This window comes from Formivibrio citricus, assembly GCF_900115065.1.
GTDB lineage: Bacteria > Pseudomonadota > Gammaproteobacteria > Burkholderiales > Chitinibacteraceae > Formivibrio > Formivibrio citricus.
The window spans coordinates 66,228-85,251 of the sequence record NZ_FOVE01000012.1; the positions used below are offsets into that span (position 1 = coordinate 66,228).

The following is a 19,024-nucleotide window of genomic DNA, read 5'->3' on the forward strand; positions in this document are numbered from 1 at the left end:
GCCTCCGGCGGCACGACGCAGCTTGCAATTTGTATTAACAACATCTGCAAGGGAGAAAAAATGGCTTTTTTCAATTGGACCAACGATCTGGCTTCCAGCAATCCACAGATCGACAGCGACCACAAGCACCTCATTGATCTGCTGAACCAGCTGCACGATGCCATGAGTTCGGGCAAGGGCAACGCGGTGCTGGGGAATATTCTTGACGAGCTGATCAAGTACACCGCTACCCACTTCAAGCGCGAGGAAACGCTGATGCAACAGATCGGCTATGTGGATTACGTATCGCACAAGGCCGAGCACGACAAGTTCGTTGGCGAGGCGCTGGCGCTGCAGAACCGTTTCAAGACTGGCGCGGCCATGCTGACGGTTAGCGTGTTCAACTTCCTCAGCAACTGGCTGCGCGATCATATCAAGTCGCGCGACGTGAAGCTGGGTCAGGCCCTTCTGGCCAAGAAATGATCCTTCCTGCTTGGGCAGGAGCAAACAAAAAGGGCTTGCAATCTGCAAGCCCTTTTTTGTCGCGTGTGAGGCGGATTACTTGCCGGCCTTCATCGAAACAGCCTGGATCGCAGTCAGTGCGATGGTGAAGACGATGTCGTCCACCAGCGCGCCGCGCGACAGGTCGTTCACCGGCTTGCGCAGACCCTGCAGCATCGGGCCGACGGAAACTACGTTGGCGCTACGCTGAACGGCCTTGTAGGTGGTGTTGCCGGTATTCAGATCCGGGAACACGAACACGGTGGCTTGGCCGGCGACCTTGGAGTTCGGTGCCTTGGAACGGGCTACGTCCATGACGGAGGCAGCGTCGTACTGCAGCGGGCCGTCCAGTGCCAGTTCCGGAGCCTTTTCCTTGGCGATGCGGGTGGCTTCGGTGACCTTTTCCACGTCGGCGCCAGCGCCGGAAGAACCGGTCGAGTAGCTGATCATGGCGATCTTCGGATCCACGCCAAAGGCCTTGGCGGAGTCGGCCGATTGCAGGGCAATGTCTGCCAGCTCGGCGGCGGTCGGATTCGGGTTGATCGCGCAGTCGCCGTAAACCAGAACCTGGTCCGGCATCAGCATGAAGAACACCGAGGACACAATCGATTGGCCCGGAGCGGTCTTGATCAGTTGCAGAGCCGGACGTACGGTGTTGGCGGTGGTATGCACGGCGCCGGAAACCAGACCGTCCACATGATCCAGAGCCAGCATCATCGTGCCCAGAACCACGGTATCCTGCAGTTGGTCGCGAGCCTCGGTCTGGGTCAGACCCTTGCTCTTGCGCATTTCGCACATCGGATCGACATACTGTTCGCGCACTTCGTCCGGATCGACAATTTCCAGGGTCGGCGGCAGGATCACGCCCTGGGCCTTGGCTACGGCTTCGATGGCGTCGCGCTTGCCGAGCAGCACGCAACGGGCGATGCCCTTTTCTTCACAGATCGCGGCGGCCTTGACGGTACGCGGCTCGTCGCCTTCCGGCAGGACGATGCGCTTGTTGGCGGCGCGGGCTTTCTGGATCAACTGGAAGCGGAAGGCCGGCGGAGACATGCGGGTGGTGGCCGGCAGCTTCACGGTGGTCATGACGGAATCAATGCTCAGTTGTTCCGCAACGCTGTCCAGGACCGTACCCATGCGGGCATCGTCATCGGCAGCGACGGCGGTCGGCAGGCGGCTCAGTTGCGCAGCCACGGTAAAGGTGTCGCCCTTGGTGCGCAGAATCGGCAGGTCGCTCTTGAAAGCGCGCGGAGCGAATTCGATCAGCTTTTCGCTGATGAAGCTGTTGTGCGTCAGCAGCAGGCCGGCGAGTTGCACGCCGTTGCTGGCGGCCAATGCGGTGGCAAGGATCGCGTCGTCGCGGTCGCCGGCGGTCACAACCAGTGCGCCCGGCTTCAGGTTGTCGACCATTTCATTGGCCGAACGGGCAGCAATCACGGTGTCGAGTACGCGGCGGTTGGCGATGTCGCCTTCAACCACGATATCGGCCTTGAGGTGACGGGCGATATCCAGGGTGCGCGGCGCTTGCAGTGCCGGATCGAACTTGATCAAGCCCCACAGAGGGATGTCGCCCAGTTCCTTGATGGCGGCTTCCTTGTCGAAGTTATCCTGGGCCTTGTTGATGATCACGCCGGCCACGCTGCGGCCGTCGGCCTTGAGCTGGTTGGCTTGCAGTTTGGCTTCGGCAATCGAACCTTCGGCCGGCTTGGTCACGAGGATCATTTCAGCCTGCAGGCTGCGGGCGATGTCGGAATTCAGGCGCGTGGCAAAAGACTGGCCCGGCTCGTTGTGCAGACCTTCGATCACCAGGACGTCCATGCCTTCTGCGGCTTCCATGCACAGGCGGACCACGTCTTCCAGCAACTCGTCGTTCTGGTTGGCGGAAATGCGGGCCAGCACGTTATCGATGTCCAGCGGGTTCGGGCTGTCGATGCTGCAGAGCACGCGCGCGAAGTGCGCGGAACGCTCGATGTGCGAAAGATCTTGCGGAACAGGCTTGACGAAGCCTACGCGCAGGCCCTGACGTTGCAGGGCAGTGACGACACCCAGTGCTACGGAAGTAAGACCCACGTTTTGCCGGGTCGGGACAAAGAAGAGAGTTTGCATGGTCATTTGAGTCCGGTTGGTTGAGCCGAGGCCGCAATGGAAATCACGGCTAAAAAACTGCGCGATTTTACCATTGCGCGCTGCAGCAAGGGACCGGTGATTTCGATATATTTTGATCGTGGTCTGTTTGTAAGCATGGTAATTTTTGCGCTTGCAACGGGCCGTAACATTGCGAGTATTCAGGGCAAATACACAAAACAATGTCAGAATGCATCCATGATTGAACAACAGTATATCGACCAGGCGCTTTGGCAGATTGCCGTGGATTTGTCCACGTCGATGCCGGGCGACGTCCAGTTCCAGCGGCTGGTATCCGTGATCGGCACCGTGCTGCCTTGCGATGCCGTGGCCCTGTTCCGTCTGCAGGATGACGTGTTGGTTCCCGTGGCTTGCCACGGCTTGGCGCCGGAGCTGATCGGGCGGCGTTTCGTGCCGAACGAACACCCGCGCTTGTCGGCCATCCTTTCCAGCAAGGCGCCGGTGCGTTTCCCGCCCGATTCCGATCTGCCTGATCCCTTCGACGGCCTGCTGGCCTGCGACGGCGAGCGTTCCTGCCCGGTGCATGCCTGCATCGGCTGCAGCCTGCATATCGACAACGAACTGGTCGGCGCGCTGACCTTCGATGCGCTGGACCGCAACGCCTTTGCCTCGCTATCCGATTCGTCGGTGGCCGCGTTTGCCGCGCTGGCGGCGGCCACCTTGCGCAACGTGGCGCTGATCCAGGCGCTGGAACAAGCCAGCGAGCGCCAGCATGCAATTGCCAGCGACCTGATCCGCGAAGCGCGCCGCCGCGAAGGCGATCTGGTCGGAAGCAGTGGCCCCATGCAGATTTTACGCCGCGACATCGCCATGGTGGCCACCACCGATCTGGCCGTGCTCATCACCGGCGAAACCGGTACCGGCAAGGAGCTGGTCGCGCGCACGATCCACGCCCAGTCCTCGCGTGCCGAGCAGGCCATCGTGCAGATCAACTGCGCAGCGCTGCCGGAATCGGTGGCCGAGAGCGAGTTGTTCGGGCACTGCAAGGGCGCGTTTACCGGCGCGGTGGCCGACCGGGCCGGCAAGTTCGAACTCGCGCACGGCGGCACCTTGTTCCTCGACGAAATCGGCGAACTGCCCCTGAGTCTGCAAGCCAAACTGCTGCGCGCCCTGCAGCAGGGCGAAATCCAGCGCATCGGCGCGGATTACCCGATCAAGGTCAACGTGCGCCTGATCGCCGCCACCAACCGCGATCTGGAAAAGGAAGTCGAAGAAGGGCGCTTTCGCGCCGATCTTTTTCACCGCCTGCATGTCTACCCGATCCACGTTCCGGCCCTGCGCGAACACAAGGAAGACCTCGCCGGCCTGGCCGGGCATTTCCTCGAAGCCGGGCGCTACCGGCTCGGCGTGCGCCAGATCGACCTGCACCCCCTGGCGCTCATGGCCCTGCAAGGCTACGACTGGCCGGGCAACGTGCGCGAACTGGAACACCTGCTGCTGCGCGCCAGCCTGCGCGCCTGCCAGAGAGATCGGCAGCGCGTGATCGTGCGCGAAGAAGATTTGGGATTGCCTGCCGAAGAAGTCGTGCCGACCAAGGCCGCAGAAATTGCACAGGCCCAAGTCTTGCCGGAAGAAGGGTTGCGCGAGGCAGTCGATGATTTCCAGCGCCAGATGATTCAAGCTGCATTGCGTGTCAACGACGGCAACTGGACGCGCGCCGCCCGCCAACTCAAGCTGGACCGGGCCAATTTGCAACGACTGGCACAGCGGTTGGGGGTGTAGGGCTGGGTGTGTGTAAGGAATCGGAGCGAAGCGACATTCCGCCATGGCTTCGTTCACCGGGACGGAGCTTGGCGGATTGCTTCGCGAATCCGCCTTACGGGTTAATAGTCTTGGATGGTTCCCCGGAGACAAGGGCGTGGCCGAGGCCTGATATGCGCAGTGAATCGCAAGCTACTCTTCGCAATAATTGGCAATGACTCTGTTTCGTCCTGTAGCCTTTGCCTTGTAAAGTGCGGCATCCGAAATTGCCAGGACCTCAGATAAGCTCGAATGTTTCGATGAGCGCTCAGCCACCCCAATGCTCACGGAAACACTCAATGAACCACGTGGCGATAAGATTGTGGTGTTTTCCACAGACCGGCGCAGCCGTTCCGCAACTGCCATCGCTTTGTCCATCGTGGTGTTGGGAAGCAAGGCGATGAATTCTTCTCCACCATAACGGCACCAAATATCATTTGTTCGCAATGCCGCCTGAGCAGACTTCGACACTTGAACCAGAGCAACGTCACCAGTCTGGTGGCCGTGCTGATCGTTGAAGTGCTTGAAGTGATCAATATCGACCGTAAGAATCGAGAGCGGATAGCCATGACGCACGCTTCTTGCCCATTCCATGTCGGAAAACTCGATAAAGGCACGGCGATTGTAGGCTTGCGTCAATATGTCATGACGGGCTTGAGCGTGAATTTCCTCCTGAAGCCTTTGCGATGTATGCAAAGTCAGTAGCACCGTGATCATCGGGAAGCTGATCAGTGACGTTGCGATCCAAAGCAGGCGCGGTAGTGTTGGCGACAATGAGAACGTTAGATCAAAGACCCCGCCCGCCACCCGCCAAACGTTGGCTATTACCAGAACGATAAACAGAATTCCAATTATCCGGAACGTGTAGTTCCCTTTGGTTGTTCTCGCCCTCAAGCAGGCGTAGGCGGTATATAGGTCAAGCGTCAGAAACACCAGGTTTTGAGTCAACACGCTAGCCGGGTAATTCGGCGACACTAAGGTAAACCATGCCAAGAATCCATTGGCCACAGCACATAGCGCCAGTCCAAAATTGAACGGTGGTTTTCGGTCGGCGGCTTTGACAATTCCAAAATTGAAGAGCAGCAAGCCCGGTAGCAGGAATAGATTCGAAACGATCTCGGTCAGTACAACCGACGCCTGATTGCGTAGTGCGAACAAAAACAAACCGATGGCAAACATCAATGATCCGATAGCCCAGTCTTTTGCTGGTGGATAGTTTCGCTGAACACTCCACAAATAGACTAGTACCGCCGCCTGTCCGATATTAATGCCTACATAGATCAAAACCAGTGTTCTTATGTCAAGGACGGCGGGCATTCTTGTCTCTGGATCAGAAGAAATACTGAAGTTTATACCGAGATTGTCCGATCAGTTGTTAAGGGGTGGCACTTTTCTCGATCGCCGGTTTCGTGCCGTGATACCCTTGCAATATTCCCGATTTGCCAGAAGAGCAGGGCATGCACATCAAAACAGTTGCCGGCCGGAGCAGCAAAAAAGCTTGCTATCTCACTCAGCGATTGATGGTCGGTGCCTTGCTGCTGGCTTCGCTGTCCACCGCTGCTTTGGCGAGTGACCAAGGCTACTATCCCGTGCAGGAATTGCTGGTCACTGGTGAGACCGTTGCCGGCGAGAAGATCAAATACCCCACCACCGGTGCGCCCAAGATCACCGTTGCCGTGGTGACGGTCGCTCCCAACTCCCAAGCCGGCTTTCATCGCCACCCGGTACCGCTGGTCGCCTACATTCTGGAAGGCGAACTCACCGTCGATTACGGCGAAAAGGGGGTGAAAACCTTCCGCAAGGGCGATGCGGTAGTCGAGGCGATGAATTTGCCGCATCGCGGCATGAATCTGGGCAGTGGTGTCGTCAAACTTCTGGCCGTGTATGTCGGTGCGGAAGGCTCGGCCAACGCAACGCTGGAGAAGTAGCCATAATCCGGCCGAAGCCGGAGTTGGTTCCCCGATCAATCACAAACTTGGAGTGGTCAGGATGGACGATTTCATGCAAGCCGCGATAGCGGAAGCTCAAGCCGGCCTGGCCGAGGGCGGCATTCCGATCGGCTCGGTGCTGGTTCATCGCGGCGTGATCATTGGCCGCGGTCATAACCGTCGTGTCCAGCAGGGTAGCGCCATCCTGCACGGCGAAATGGATGCTTTGGAAAACGCCGGCCGGCAGTCGGCACAGGTCTATCGCGAGTCGGTGCTTTACACCACCTTATCGCCTTGCGCGATGTGTTCCGGTGCGATTCTGCTCTACGGCATCCCCAAGGTCGTCATCGGCGAGAACGTTACCTTCACCGGGGAAGAGGACCTTTTACGTTCGCGCGGTGTGGAGATCGAACTGCTTCAGGATGGCACCTGCATTGCCCTGATGCGCGAGTTCATCTCGCAACATCCTGCGCTCTGGCAAGAGGACATTGGGGAAACGGCCTGAAGCACCGCGTACGGTGCAAAACCCGTAAGGGAATCGGAGCGAAGCGACATTCCGCCATGGCTTTGTTCGCAAAAAACACGGTCTGGCGGATTGCTTCGCGAATCCGTCTCAGGCGTGCTTTTGTTAAACGGACAAAGTTTGATCAAGAACAATCCGCTGCGCGGATTCGTCGTTCATCCACCAGCCGGATCAAGCGCTGGTTCGCCGAGCCGCGCCAGGGTAGGGTGGTCGGCTGATCCTGCAGGTAGCGGCCGTCGATCAGCACATCTACATCCTGCAGTAATTCCAGATGCTGCACTTCTTCATACAGATACCCGGTCCACAGCCAGATGTCCTTGTGCGGATAGCGCTGCTTGAACGCACGGCACAGCGCGGCAATATCATCCCGATTTGCCGGTAGCAGCGGATCGCCGCCGGAGAGGCTCAGGCCATCGTGGTCCGCGCACAGGTCCAGTACGCGTTCGCGAATCTCGTCTGTAAAGGGCTGACCGGAAAGCCGATCCCAGGTGGAGCGGTTGTAGCAGCCCGGGCAGGCGTGGGCGCAACCGGTTACGAACAGGGTCACGCGCAGTCCTTCGCCATTGACCACGTCGCAGGCGTAGTAGCGGTCGTAGTTCATGCTGGTTCGGTTTCGAGCGGCTCGGGCTGTTTGATGCGGGGTGCCACCTCGGGCGACTGCGTAGCGAGATGCTTGACGCGACGCATCACTTCTTTCTGCTTGCCCGCATTGAAGGGGCGCGCATTCGGGCTGCCGAGGTAGCCGCACACGCGGCGAGTAACCGAGAGGCTGGCGCTGTCGTGATTGCCGCATTCCGGGCAGGTAAAACCGTCGGCGGTGGCCATCGCTTCGCCCATGAAGCCGCACTTGCCGCAGGAATCCACCGGGGTGTTGGTGCCGAAATAAGGTACGTGCTCGATCGCGTAATCCCAGATGCGTTCCAGCGCCTTCAGGTTGTGGCGCATGTTGGGCAGCTCGACATAAGTGATATGCCCACCGGAGGCGGAATCTGCAAACCCTTTTTCGAACTGGATCTTCTCGAAAGGACTGACCTTGCGCACGACGTCGAGGTGGAAGGAGTTGGTGTAGTAACCCTTGTCGGTCACGCCGGGCAGCTCGCCATAGCGGGCGGCATCGAGCTTGCAGAAGCGGTGGCACAGCGACTCACTCGGCGTCGAATAGAGCGAGAAGCCCCAGCCGGATTCCGCTTTCCAGCGCTGCGTGGTTTCCGCAAGATAGGCCACTACGCGGCGCAGGAAGGCTTGCAGCGCTTCATTGTCGAAGGGGTGTTCGCCGCCGGACATCAGCAGGGCCACTTCATGCAGGCCGATATAGCCGAGTGAGATCGAGGAGCGGCCGTTCTTGAACAGCTCCAGGATCTCGTCGTCCGGCTTCAGGCGCACACCGAAGGCCCCTTCGGTATAGAGGATGGGCGCAATGTTGGCCTTCACGCCTTCGAGCCGCTGGATGCGCGACATCAAGGCTTTGTGAGCCAGTACCAGACGTTCGTCGAGGATCTCGAAGAACCGCGCTTGATCCTGCTGTGCTTCGATGGCGATGCGCGGCAGGTTGATACTGACCACGCCAAGGTTGTTGCGCCCGGCCAGCACTTCGCGACCGTTCTCATCTTTCCATGCCGAGAGGAAGCTGCGGCAGCCCATCGGCGAGACGGGGGAGGAGGAGCCGGTCAACTGGCGATTGAGTTTCGCCGAGATGATATCCGGATACATGCGCTTGGAAGCACACTCCAGCGCCAGCTGTTTGATGTCATAGTTCGGGTCTTCCGGCTTGAGGTTGAGCCCCTCTTCAATGAAGAACACCAGCTTGGGGAAGACGGGCGTAATACCTTCCTTGCCCAAGCCCTTGATGCGCACCTGCAGGATGGCGCGTTGTACGGCACGTTCCTGCCAGCTGCGGCCCATGCCGAAAGAGAAGGTCACGAAGGGCTGTTGGCCATTGGAGCTGAACAGCGTATTGATCTCGTATTCGCAGGCCTGGATACCGTCGTAGGTTTCCTTTTCGGTGCGTTCGCGCGCATAGCGTTCCGGCTCGGTTATGCCGTATTGATGCGCGACTTCCAGGTTCTTCTCGTAGCTCTCCTGCACATAGGGCGCGAGCGTCTGGTCGATGTTCGGGATCGTTGTGCCGCCATATTGGTGGCTGGCCACTTGGGCGATGATCTGGGCGGTCACGGCACAGGCCACGCCAACCGATTTCGGGCTCTCGATGCCGGCATTGCCAAGGTGGAAACCATGTTTCAGCATGCCTTCCAAGTCAACCAGGCAGCAGTTGGTAAAAGGCAAAAAGGGTGAATAATCCAGATCGTGATAATGCAGGTCGCCACTGTTATGGGCTTGCAGAACATCCTTGGACAGGAAGTTGCTGGCGAACTGCTTGGAGACGATGCCCGCCATCAAATCGCGCATCACAGGGAAAACATTGGCATCCTTGTTGGCATTCTCAGTCACGGTTTCTTCATCGGTCTTGTCTACCAGGCCCATGAGCTGGGCATGCAAGACCGAGCCGCGCACGCGGATGCTGTCGCGGTCGTGCCGATATTCGATGTAAAAACGCGCCACTTCCGGGTACGAACGCATGAGCGTGTCTTCCACATACTGCTGGATGGTCGGGATATCAAGCGAAGCCCCACCATGCTGCCGGCACAGGGATTCCACCTCGGAAGCCACGGTAAGCGCAACGGCACTGGGATTGGGGCTCTGGGCGGCGGTGGCAGCCTTCTGGCAGGCTACGGCGACTTTCATGATATCGAAAGTCGCGCTCGTGCCGTCGCGCTTGAGAACATGCAGCATGGACATCTCCACGGAAATTGAATTTCAAAAGGGTGCGGATCATAACCGCCAAGGTGCGGTAGTGGCAAATACTATATATGGTGTTTTTTAAACTATATATGCACTACATGTGGTTGTTTTTGAGCGCAGTCAAATCTGGTGGTGATCCTGAGCCCAGGCAGGAGAAAATTGCACCAAGGCTATCATTGAAAGTGAACGGAAGAGGTCCGTGTCAATTTGCATATCCTGCGCCGGGCCGCGGCAGGGTTTGGCAAGTCAAAATGACGCACAGAGTCTTTTTGACACAAATCCCGCCGCGTCGATTTGACATGGTTTTTATGGTGTAAAATAATAATTGTTTATAAAACAACGAGTTGTATTCTGGCACACTTTTCGCTATCAAGGAGACAGGAAGTCATATCTCTCAATGAAAAGGAGCCTCACCATGTTTTGCGTACAGTGCGAACAAACCATCCACACCCCCCAAGGCGCCGGTTGTACTTTTGCCAAGGGCATGTGCGGCAAGACCGCCGAAGTATCCGATCTGCAAGACATGCTGGTGCATGTGCTGCAGGCCGTTTCGATCTATGCCAAGGCCGCCCGTACGGTGGGGATTGTCGATGCAGAAGTCGACGCCTATGTTCCGCAAGCCTTCTTTTCCACGCTGACCAACGTCAACTTCGATGCCGCGCGCATTCTTGACTTCACCAAGCGCGCCCAAGCCTACCGCGATCAACTGAAAGCCCGTTACGAAGCCGCTTGTGCCGAGCGCGGTGTTGCTCCGGCAACCCTCTCCAAGGCCGCCAATTACCAACTGCCGGAAAACAAGGCCATTATTCTTTCCGATGCCATGAGCATGGCGCTGAATCGCGACAAGGCCAAGATCGGCGAAGACGTGCTGGGCCTGCGCCTGTTGTGCCTCTACGGCCTGAAGGGCGCCGCCGCCTACATGGAACACGCCCGCGTGCTCGGCCAAACCGATGCCGACGTCGCCGCCAAGTTCCACGATTTCATGGCCTTCCTGGCTGAAGACCCGACCGAAGTCGCGCCGCTGTTCCAGTGCGCGATGGATATTGGCCACCTGAATTACCGCATCATGGAAATGCTCGACAAGGGCGAGACTGATACCTTCGGCCATCCGGTGCCGACCCGCGTCAACATGCGTCCGGTCAAGGGCAAGGCGATCCTGGTTTCCGGTCACGACATGCATGATCTGGAGCTGATCCTGCAACAGACCGAAGGCAAGGGCATCAACGTTTACACCAACGGCGAAATGCTGCCGGGGCATGCCTATCCGGCCTTCAAGAAATACACGCACCTCGTCGGCAACTACGGTACCGCCTGGCAGAATCAGCAGAAGGAATTCGCTGCCTTCCCCGGCCCGATCGTGATGACCTCCAACTGTATCATCGACCCGAACGTGGGCCAGTACGCAGACCGCATCTACACCCGCTCCATCGTCGGTTGGCCGGGCGTCACCCACGTTGAAGGTAGCGATTTCTCGGTCGTGATCGACAAGGCGCTGTCCATGCCGGGCTTCGTTGCGGACGAAACCCCGCACTACACCACCACCGGCTTTGCCCACAACGCGCTGATGCAGGCTGCCCCCGCCGTGATCGAACAGGTCAAGGCCGGCAACATCAAGCACTTCTTCCTGATTGGCGGTTGCGACGGCGACAAGAGCCAGCGCAGCTACTACACTGACTTGGCCAAGTCGGTACCGAAGGATAGCCTGATCCTGACGCTGGCTTGCGGCAAGTACAAGTTCAACGATCTGGAGTTCGGCGATATCAACGGCATCCCGCGTCTGTTGGACGTCGGCCAGTGCAACGATGCCTACTCCGCGATTCAGTTGGCACTCGCCCTGGCCAAGGAATTCAACTGTGGCGTGAACGACCTGCCGCTGTCGCTGGTGCTGTCCTGGTTCGAGCAGAAGGCCATCGTGATTCTGCTGACCCTGCTGGCGCTGGGCGTGAAGGATATCCGTGTCGGGCCGACCGCGCCGGGCTTCCTGACCGATAACCTGATCGGCATCCTGAACCAGCAGTTCGGTTTGAAGCTGATCACCACGCCGCAGCAGGATCTGGAAGAAATTTTGGCCGCCTGATTCCCGTTCCACTGGGCGGCTGCGCCTTCACATCTTGCAGTCGGGCGGTGCTCGGAATCCTCATGTACTTGCGTGTACATTCCGGTTCCTGCGCTCCGTCCTCCTGCAACCTGTTTCGGCTCGCTCGCCCATTGAAACGGGAACCTGAGTGAACCTGATTTGCCCGAACGCCGTCCATAACCAGACGGCGTTTTGTCCTTGAAAAGGAAAACATCATGAACAGCATCACCGATACGGGCTTGCTCCCGCTCTGGCAGGGTGAATCGCCGTTGCGCTGCATCGGGCGGCACGAGGAAACGCCGGACAGCGCAACCTTCGTCCTGGCTTCCGACCAACCCGTGCGCTTTGCCTATCGCCCCGGCCAGTTCATCCTGGTCAACGTGGAAATCGACGGCAAGAAGCATTGCCGCGCCTATTCGCTGTGCTCCAGTCCCAGCCGGCCGGACAAGCTGGCGATCACGGTCAAGCGCGTGCCGGGCGGGTTGGTCTCCAACTGGCTGCTGGATCATTTGCAGCCGGGCCAGCTCGTTGCCGCCGGCGCGCCGGCGGGCGAGTTCTACCTGCAGACCGAGGCTGTGCCGCAGGAGGTGGTGCTGCTTTCTTCCGGTTGCGGCATCACGCCCATGCTGTCGATGAGCCAATGGCTGCTGGATAACGGCGGCCGGACCACAATTCGCTTCATCCATAGCGCGCGCGATCTGGAGAACGTCATCTTCCGCGAAGAATTGCTGTCGCTGGCGAGCCGCTACGAGAACTTCCATCTGGAACTGGTGCTGTCGCGCGGCGGCCCCAATCCTTCCCGCCTTACGCAAGCGCGGCTTGCCGAGTTGGTGCCGAACGTCCAGGGTGCGCAAGCTTACCTGTGTGGCCCGCAGGAATACATGGATCAGTCTGCAGACTGGCTGCAGCAGATGGGCTTTCCGGCGGACCAGATATTCAAGGAGGATTTTTCGCCCGCCGCGGCCCAATCCTGTGCCGTGACGGATGCCTATTTCCAGCTTGAGGTGCCGAAGTTCGGCAAAAATACGACGATCAGCGAAGGCGAAACGCTGCTCGATGCGCTGGAGCGCGAAGGGCTGCCGATCATCGGCGCCTGCCGCACCGGCGTGTGCGGCGCCTGCAAGTGCAAGGTGACTTCGGGCCAGGTGACATCGACCAGCGAGTCTTCGCTGACCCCGGACGAGATCGCTGCCGGTTACGTGCTGGCGTGCAGTACCAGGGCGAAGAGCGATCTGAGTGTGGAGTTGTAGGTTTGAACTGTCGCCCCGGCGAAGGCCGGGGTCCAGGTTATTGAGTGGCGCAGGCATTGGATACCGGCCTGTGCCGGTATGACGGCAAAAGAGCGAGCCAGCGCCGGTGTTGTAGGACGGGATTCATCCCGTCGCGCCTTTGACCAAGGCTGCCATGACGGGATGAATCCCCTCCTGTGCTCAGCAGGTGGCACCTTCCCTGTCAGGAATTCTCCGGTTCCTCGGCGAAATGCGCCTGGATTTCCCGCACCTTTTCCATGTTGCCGACCAGCGCCTGCACGCAGTCGCGGTCCAGTTTTCCCGCCTCGGCCATTTCCAGCAGCACCGCGCAGGCTTTCTCGTTGCTCCATGCGGGTTTGTAGGGCCGCTGGTTGGTGAGCGCATCGAAGATGTCCGCCACCGCGCAGATGCGGGCTTCGATTGGAATTTCCGCGCCCTTCAATCCATGCGGGTAGCCGCTGCCGTCCAGCGCTTCGTGGTGGAATTCGACGATGTTGCGCAGCATCTCGATATGCAGGAAGCCGGAGAAGGCAAATTCCTTCACCATGTTGTCGATGATCTCGCGGCCGATGCCGGAGTGACCTTTGATCATGTCGAATTCATCGGGATCCAGCTTGCCGGGTTTGGACAGGATGTGATCGGGAATCGCGATCTTGCCGATGTCGTGCATGGGCGCGAACAGGTGGATGTATTCGATGAATTCGTCGTTGAACTTGTTTTGCTCGGCCAGCGCGGCAGCGATCAGCCTCGAATAGTGCGCCATGCGCTGCAGGTGGCAGCCGGTTTCCTCGTCCTTGTGTCGCGTGATGTTCTGCGCAGTGCGAATGGCCGCCGTCATGGTATGGACGAAGGTCGTCTCCCGGATGATCTGCGAAGCGACCACCTGGCTGAACAGGTTCAGCAGATCCAGCAGGGCCGGCGTGAACACGTTCTTCTGCCGGGAGTTGAAAAAGATGAAGCCGAACAGCGTGTCGTCGTGATAGACCGGATAGGTCAGGCTGGCGTGATAGCCATGCGCCAGAAGCCGGCGGCTATGCAGGCCGGGCTTGGCTGACTGTATTGCCAGGTCGTTGAGTACGCGCGGTTCCCCTTGCCGTGCTACGACCTGCAGCGAGGGCACCTCTTCCAGTTTGATCGAGTAGTTGAGCAGCGGGCTTTTTTCCGAGCTGCTGTACAGGAAGGTGGAGAGCTGGTCGGTTTTCTTGCTGTAGAGCGCAACCGCAATGCGATGAATGTGCGGCGAATGGCGCTTGATCGCTTCGTGGATGAGCGCGAGCTTCTGCTCAAGCGGAATGTTCCGGTCCAGCTTGCGTTGCAGGCTGGAATGTTTGTGGGCGGCAATATGCGGATGGATCATGATGGTCGGCAATGCAAAGTGGCTTCACGCGCCTTTTGTTTTGCGAGGACAAGCGTGCAGAAGAACAACCAAAGCATAGGCCGCCGGCATCGAATGGTAAACAGCTTACAAAGGGCGCCCTGTTCCAAATCAAGCGCGATCGATGTTGCAAGGCATCGGTTTCCGGAGTTCAGTGCGGTTTTACATCCACCCAGAAATCTGCGGTAAGGATTGTTCCGCCGCGATTGAACTGCCCCCAGAGCTTGTACAGGCCGGGCCGCGGAAAGCGCGTCATGAACTGGACGGCCGCCCCATTTCCCTCTTTCAACGCATGCGCGTGGATGTAGTCGGCGCCTGAGAGGGGGCTTGATTGCTTGATGATCACCAGATGCCCTTTTTCACCCAGATACGGCTGCAAATCAGCGACCGGCTGTCCGTTTTCCTTCTGCCGCAGATCAAATGTGACAAGCGTATCGGTAGCGGCCTTCAACTGCGCGGGAGATACCCCGAGGGTGACCGTGGTTTGGGCAAAATGTTTCACGGTTGTTGCCGTGTCGATGGCGGGGGTAACGGGCATGGCTCCGGGAACCGCCAGCTTGAGTACGGAAACCTGTTCGGCCCGGCCAGCCGGCTTGTAATCGCAGAACAGGGTGTATGCGCCCGGCGCGGGGAAGCGGGTCGTGACTTTGAAATTCCCGTTGCCGTCATGTTCGGGGTGAAGGTGGTTGAAGAACCGCAAATCGTCGCTGACGACGATCATGTGCATCAAGGCTTCCTGGAAGCGCTCGTAGGCGGTTATTCGCTGCCCTTGGGCATCCTGAACCTGAACGGTCAGCGGAACCTGCTGGTTCGGCCGGATTGAATCGGGGGCGGAGAGCTTGGCCTCTATGCGCTGACTGGCGCCAGCGGGCGCCGGTGCCCCGTGCTGGCCGTGCGCGTCGTGATCCTGGCTCTGGACGGGTGAGGCGAGGGTCAGCCAGGCGAATATTGCACCGATGGCGATCACAAATCCTTGGTTCGATTCTTTTGCCGGCATGGGAATTTCCTTTGCGAATGGTGACAGATCCCATCAGACCATGAACAGGTTCCAAGTGAAGTATAGTTGCCAGTCACGCAAATTCTGCGCTGTTCCGCATCCCCATGCGCCGGGCCATCATCCTCGCCGCAATACCGCCTGCGCAGCCATCACACCGCGATACTGCGCTTCTTCGAATATCGACAAGCCGGAAAGATCGGCATGGGCCAGCAGGATCGGCGCCTTGCCGGCGCTTGCCAGCTGCTGGCGAGCTGCACCGTGGACGAAGCCGACCGTGGGCCGGACCATGGCGTGGCCCCAGCGCCAGATGTCGCAACGCGTGACGAGTTGCGGCAGGTCTGCGTGGGCGGGGGTCAGGTCGGCCATCACTTGCCGTGCCAGGCTGGTGTAGTCGGCGGCGAGCAGGTCAGCGCGGGCGGCGGAAGGCGGTCGGTCGGACAGCGCACGGTAGTAGGTGAAGACGGTCGGCCCCTTGCGCACCTGCAGGTTCTGGTGGGTGGCGTTGATGTAACCCAAGCCGGGGCTGTTGTAGAGCACGTTGTCCCAGGCCATTTCCGCGCCGCCGTCGCTCGCCGGGTGAGCGGAAAGCGTGAGGTTGGCAATCAGCCATGGCGCATGGGTGAAAGCGCGCGCGCTGTGGCGGACTGCTTCCGGGGCGTCGGTCCAGACATAGGGTAACAGGAACATCGGCCCGGCCCAGATCAGGCGTTCGGCGTGGTAGCGCACGCTGCGATTTTCCTGCGCCAGATACACATCGGCCCAGGCGCGGCCGTTGTCCGTGCCGATGCGCCAGACCCAGTGCCCGGTGCGGATATGGGGGGCGACTTTTTCCTGCAGCCGCGTGGCCAGCCAGCCGTTGCCTTCCGGCCAGGTCAACACCGTTTCATGTTCGGCGTTGGACGCCTCGCCGGTGCGGGCGCAGAAATAATGCAGCCCGGCCCATGCGGAGGCTTCCTTGTGATTCGTGCCGTAATCGTCTCGGCAGGCATAGTTGGCGTACCAGTGCACCGCCGGGCTTTTCAGGTTGTGCGACATCAGCCAGTCGTGCATTGAAATGCGGTCCAGCGCCAGAATGTCCGGATCGCGCGAGGACAGCGCCATCGGCAGGGCGAAAGCGCGCTTGCCGTCGCGGCCCTTTCTGGCTCGCCAGCCACGGATCAATTCGTCGAAACGCGCGAACTCGGCGCGCTCGCTGCTGGGAACACCGTGTTGCGGCGTCAGCCCCTCCTGCCAGCGGCCATGGATGAACAGCCGCTCGGCCGGCGCGGCGCAGAGATAGCGTTCCTCGTATTCCGGTTTTGGAGCGCGCGGGTCGCCCTTGATGACGCCGAGTTCAGCCAGCAGCAGGCGCGTGTATTCGGCTTCCACGCCCGGAATCGGCAGGTAGTGCGCGGCCCACGGGTAAGCCGATACGGCGTTCTTGCCGCTGCGCGAATTGCCCCCGGCTTCGCGCTCGCCCTCTAGCAGCAGAAAATCGCTGAAGCCGTTGCGTTGCAACCACCATGCCGCTGAAAGCCCGGCAATGCCACCGCCGGCAATCAGCACCGGTACGCGCTTCTCTTCTGTTGGGGGCGGCATTGATCCATCGCGCAACTTGTGGCCCAGCGTGGCATCCTGCCCCAGCAGTTCGCCGGGCGGCAGGGGCGGGGCGGTGTTGCGGCAGGCGGTGGCGAGCAGCGTGGCGCCAGTCGCGGCGAGGAATTCGCGGCGGTTCATGCGTTTTGAACCACAGAGGCACAGAGGCACAGAGAGAAAAGCATCAAATCAGACATCCGGGTTTTATCATCGAGAGGCCAGCCCTTTGCCGTCATACCGGCGCAGGCCGGTATCCAGCAACGACGCCACTTCAAACCACTGGACCCCGGCCTGCGCCGGGGTGACGAGTTCAAACAAGAATTGACCCAATTTATAAGTTCGTGGCTGCATGCTGAATAGGGCCGTCTGTTTTCTTGGTGTTCTTCGTGGTGAAAGTTTTTAATTTAACGGATCACCTGCCGCCATTCGCTTTCAAACATCCGCACCAGTTGCTGGTTGTCCAGCCGGTTGACCTCGGCCGGCACGCGGCTCATGTCGGCGGGGAAGGTGAAGAGCGCGGGCCACAGTTCGGGTGTGATGAAACGTGTCGGCACCGGGATGCTCGCGGGTGGCGCGGCGAGCTTTTCCTTGCTGTCGCGCCCGACCAGGATATAGCCCCATTCGCCGAAGGACGGCACCAGTACATGATAGGGCGCGGCATTTAGCCCGACGCTTTCCACGGTCGTGACCACGGTCCAGAATGCCTTGCGCGCATAGAGCGGCGAGGTGGACTGGATGATGGCGCGCCCCTGCGCGACCAGATGGCGCTCCAGCAGGCGGTAAAAGAGGTTGGTGTAGAGCTTTCCCAATGCGTAGTTGGTCGGGTCGGGGAAATCGACCACGATGAAATCGAAGGTTTCTTCGGGGTGAGTATCCAGCCACTTGAAGGCATCGGCTTCGATCACCTTGACCTTGGGCGAGTGCAGCGAATCCTGATTGAGGCGGCGCAGGATCGGCGCATCGCGGAACAGCCGCGTCATGGCCGGGTCGAGATCGACCAGCGTCACCGACTGAATGTTGGGGTATTTGAGAATCTCGCGCACCGCCAGCCCGTCGCCACCACCGAGCACCGCAACCTTGCGCGCCCACGGCAGGCTCGCCAGCCCCGGATGCACCAGCGCCTCGTGGTAGCGGTATTCATCGCGCGAGGAAAACTGCAGGTTGCCGTTGAGGAACAGCCGGTAATCGTCCTTCCAGCGTGTGACCACGATGCGCTGGTAGGGCGTGGTTTCGGCCAGGATCATTTCATCCTGGTACAACTGGTGCTCGGCCAGATGCGTGAGCTTGTCTGCCCCGGCAAAACCACCCAGCAGCAAAACGGCCGACCCCAGACACAGCGCCAGCAGGTAGCGCGGGCGCGAAACCTTGGTTCGGAACAAAGTCCAGGACCAGATTGCCACGGCGATGTTCAGCAACCCGAACAGCAGCGCCGTGCGTGCCATGCCCAAGCGCGGCGCGAGTACCAGCGGGAACAGCAGCGATACGGCAAGTGCGCCGAGGTAGTCGAAACTCAGCACCTGCGAAACCAGATCCTTGAAACGAATCTCGCCCTCCAGCAAACGCATCACCAGCGGAATCTCCAGCCCGACCAGAATGCCGATGAGCATAACGAGTCCGTACAGAATAACCTTGAACGGTGCGGCGCTGGAGGCATAGGCCAGGAACAGCCCGCTGGCGGAAAAACCGCCCAGCACGCCGACCATGACCTCGATCTCGATAAAGCGGGCGGGCAGGTCGCGGGTGATGTACTTGGAAAGCCACGAGCCCACGCCCATCGCGAACAGGTAAACGCCGATCACCGTGGAGAACTGCGTGATCGAATCGCCGAGCAGGTAGCTCGACTGCGCGGCGGCAATCAGTTCATAGGCCAGCCCGCAGGAGGCGACGACAAAAACCGAAACGAGCAGGGCAAAGCGCATGGTGAGTGGTCCGAAAGCAATGGCGTGATTGTAGCCGCGATTTCAGGTTTTTCTCTCTGTCTTGCTGGTCATTCCGGCGAAGGCCGGAATCCAGAGATTTTTATGTGCCAGCGATGCGGCGCATGCAGGGCTCCCTCTCCCTTCATGGGAGAGGGTTGGGGTGAGGGTGGGATGTTTTCGTTGCCGTGGCAAGTCAAAAGCGGGTTTTCAGCGCCT

General features: G+C 59.6%; 15 protein-coding genes. 6 read left to right on the top strand and 9 right to left on the bottom strand.

The window, feature by feature from the left end; all coding sequences use genetic code 11:
- Positions 1-60: 60 nt before the first annotated feature.
- A complete protein-coding gene (locus BMZ36_RS09020; RefSeq protein ID WP_091194870.1) occupies positions 61-462 on the top strand; it encodes a bacteriohemerythrin in 402 nt (133 codons plus the stop codon).
- A 75-nt stretch (positions 463-537) separates the two neighbouring features.
- Here the strand turns inward: BMZ36_RS09020 and pta are convergent, their stop codons facing one another.
- Entirely contained in the window at positions 538-2,586 is a 2,049-nt protein-coding gene (gene pta / locus BMZ36_RS09025) for a phosphate acetyltransferase (protein ID WP_091194950.1), read from the bottom strand.
- 216 nt (positions 2,587-2,802) lie between these two features.
- Between pta and norR the strand changes: the two genes are divergently transcribed.
- A complete protein-coding gene (gene norR / locus BMZ36_RS09030) occupies positions 2,803-4,347 on the top strand; it encodes a nitric oxide reductase transcriptional regulator NorR (RefSeq protein ID WP_091194953.1) in 1,545 nt (514 codons plus the stop codon).
- Between the two features lie 171 nt (positions 4,348-4,518).
- On the opposite strand, the gene BMZ36_RS09035 is transcribed toward norR, so the two are convergent.
- Positions 4,519-5,682 carry a GGDEF domain-containing protein gene (locus BMZ36_RS09035; RefSeq protein WP_091194875.1) on the bottom strand — a complete coding sequence of 388 codons (1,164 nt, stop codon included), beginning with the start codon at positions 5,680-5,682 and terminating at the stop codon, positions 4,519-4,521.
- 140 nt (positions 5,683-5,822) lie between these two features.
- Between BMZ36_RS09035 and BMZ36_RS09040 the strand changes: the two genes are divergently transcribed.
- Both BMZ36_RS09040 and BMZ36_RS09045 read left to right on the top strand, forming a co-directional pair.
- A complete protein-coding gene (locus tag BMZ36_RS09040) occupies positions 5,823-6,293 on the top strand; it encodes a cupin domain-containing protein (protein WP_091194879.1) in 471 nt (156 codons plus the stop codon).
- Positions 6,294-6,354: 61 nt separating this feature from the next.
- Positions 6,355-6,798: a nucleoside deaminase gene (locus BMZ36_RS09045; protein WP_091194882.1), complete on the top strand. Its 444-nt coding sequence runs from the start codon at positions 6,355-6,357 to the stop codon at positions 6,796-6,798.
- 142 nt (positions 6,799-6,940) lie between these two features.
- Here the strand turns inward: BMZ36_RS09045 and nrdG are convergent, their stop codons facing one another.
- Together nrdG and nrdD are read right to left on the bottom strand one after the other, a co-directional pair.
- The gene (nrdG, locus tag BMZ36_RS09050; RefSeq protein WP_091194886.1) at positions 6,941-7,417 is read right to left on the bottom strand and encodes an anaerobic ribonucleoside-triphosphate reductase activating protein; all 477 of its coding nucleotides are present in this window, start codon (positions 7,415-7,417) and stop codon (positions 6,941-6,943) included.
- A complete protein-coding gene (gene nrdD / locus BMZ36_RS09055; RefSeq protein ID WP_091194891.1) occupies positions 7,414-9,606 on the bottom strand; it encodes an anaerobic ribonucleoside-triphosphate reductase in 2,193 nt (730 codons plus the stop codon). The genes nrdG and nrdD overlap by 4 nt, the downstream gene beginning before the upstream one ends.
- 424 nt (positions 9,607-10,030) lie before the next feature.
- Between nrdD and hcp the strand changes: the two genes are divergently transcribed.
- Both hcp and BMZ36_RS09065 read left to right on the top strand, forming a co-directional pair.
- Positions 10,031-11,692 carry a hydroxylamine reductase gene (hcp, locus tag BMZ36_RS09060; RefSeq protein ID WP_091194955.1) on the top strand — a complete coding sequence of 554 codons (1,662 nt, stop codon included), beginning with the start codon at positions 10,031-10,033 and terminating at the stop codon, positions 11,690-11,692.
- Between the two features lie 215 nt (positions 11,693-11,907).
- A complete protein-coding gene (locus tag BMZ36_RS09065) occupies positions 11,908-12,942 on the top strand; it encodes an FAD-binding oxidoreductase (protein WP_091194894.1) in 1,035 nt (344 codons plus the stop codon).
- Positions 12,943-13,144: 202 nt separating this feature from the next.
- On the opposite strand, the gene BMZ36_RS09070 is transcribed toward BMZ36_RS09065, so the two are convergent.
- From BMZ36_RS09070 to BMZ36_RS09085, 5 genes are all read right to left on the bottom strand, one after another.
- Positions 13,145-14,299: an HD-GYP domain-containing protein gene (locus BMZ36_RS09070; protein ID WP_091194897.1), complete on the bottom strand. Its 1,155-nt coding sequence runs from the start codon at positions 14,297-14,299 to the stop codon at positions 13,145-13,147.
- A 169-nt stretch (positions 14,300-14,468) separates the two neighbouring features.
- Positions 14,469-15,314 carry a DUF8832 domain-containing protein gene (locus BMZ36_RS09075; RefSeq protein WP_091194900.1) on the bottom strand — a complete coding sequence of 282 codons (846 nt, stop codon included), beginning with the start codon at positions 15,312-15,314 and terminating at the stop codon, positions 14,469-14,471.
- 117 nt (positions 15,315-15,431) lie between these two features.
- A complete protein-coding gene (locus tag BMZ36_RS09080) occupies positions 15,432-17,030 on the bottom strand; it encodes an FAD-dependent oxidoreductase (protein WP_091194903.1) in 1,599 nt (532 codons plus the stop codon).
- A 66-nt stretch (positions 17,031-17,096) separates the two neighbouring features.
- Complete coding sequence (locus tag BMZ36_RS14815) at positions 17,097-17,219, bottom strand: hypothetical protein (RefSeq protein WP_281242229.1); 123 nt, start codon at positions 17,217-17,219, stop codon at positions 17,097-17,099.
- A 74-nt stretch (positions 17,220-17,293) separates the two neighbouring features.
- Positions 17,294-18,808 (bottom strand): polyamine aminopropyltransferase, encoded by a 1,515-nt coding sequence (locus tag BMZ36_RS09085; RefSeq protein ID WP_091194906.1) that lies wholly within the window; start codon positions 18,806-18,808, stop codon positions 17,294-17,296.
- Between the last annotated feature and the right edge of the window lie 216 nt (positions 18,809-19,024).

What these genes read in the sequence shown, in the direction of transcription:
- BMZ36_RS09020 (WP_091194870.1), top strand. Translation starts at nt 61, where the DNA reads ATGGCTTTTTTCAATTGGACCAACGATCTGGCTTCCAGCAATCCACAG.
- pta (WP_091194950.1), bottom strand. Translation starts at nt 2,586, where the DNA reads ATGCAAACTCTCTTCTTTGTCCCGACCCGGCAAAACGTGGGTCTTACT.
- norR (WP_091194953.1), top strand. Translation starts at nt 2,803, where the DNA reads ATGATTGAACAACAGTATATCGACCAGGCGCTTTGGCAGATTGCCGTG.
- BMZ36_RS09035 (WP_091194875.1), bottom strand. Translation starts at nt 5,682, where the DNA reads ATGCCCGCCGTCCTTGACATAAGAACACTGGTTTTGATCTATGTAGGC.
- BMZ36_RS09040 (WP_091194879.1), top strand. Translation starts at nt 5,823, where the DNA reads ATGCACATCAAAACAGTTGCCGGCCGGAGCAGCAAAAAAGCTTGCTAT.
- BMZ36_RS09045 (WP_091194882.1), top strand. Translation starts at nt 6,355, where the DNA reads ATGGACGATTTCATGCAAGCCGCGATAGCGGAAGCTCAAGCCGGCCTG.
- nrdG (WP_091194886.1), bottom strand. Translation starts at nt 7,417, where the DNA reads ATGAACTACGACCGCTACTACGCCTGCGACGTGGTCAATGGCGAAGGA.
- nrdD (WP_091194891.1), bottom strand. Translation starts at nt 9,606, where the DNA reads ATGCTGCATGTTCTCAAGCGCGACGGCACGAGCGCGACTTTCGATATC.
- hcp (WP_091194955.1), top strand. Translation starts at nt 10,031, where the DNA reads ATGTTTTGCGTACAGTGCGAACAAACCATCCACACCCCCCAAGGCGCC.
- BMZ36_RS09065 (WP_091194894.1), top strand. Translation starts at nt 11,908, where the DNA reads ATGAACAGCATCACCGATACGGGCTTGCTCCCGCTCTGGCAGGGTGAA.
- BMZ36_RS09070 (WP_091194897.1), bottom strand. Translation starts at nt 14,299, where the DNA reads ATGATCCATCCGCATATTGCCGCCCACAAACATTCCAGCCTGCAACGC.
- BMZ36_RS09075 (WP_091194900.1), bottom strand. Translation starts at nt 15,314, where the DNA reads ATGCCGGCAAAAGAATCGAACCAAGGATTTGTGATCGCCATCGGTGCA.
- BMZ36_RS09080 (WP_091194903.1), bottom strand. Translation starts at nt 17,030, where the DNA reads ATGAACCGCCGCGAATTCCTCGCCGCGACTGGCGCCACGCTGCTCGCC.
- BMZ36_RS09085 (WP_091194906.1), bottom strand. Translation starts at nt 18,808, where the DNA reads ATGCGCTTTGCCCTGCTCGTTTCGGTTTTTGTCGTCGCCTCCTGCGGG.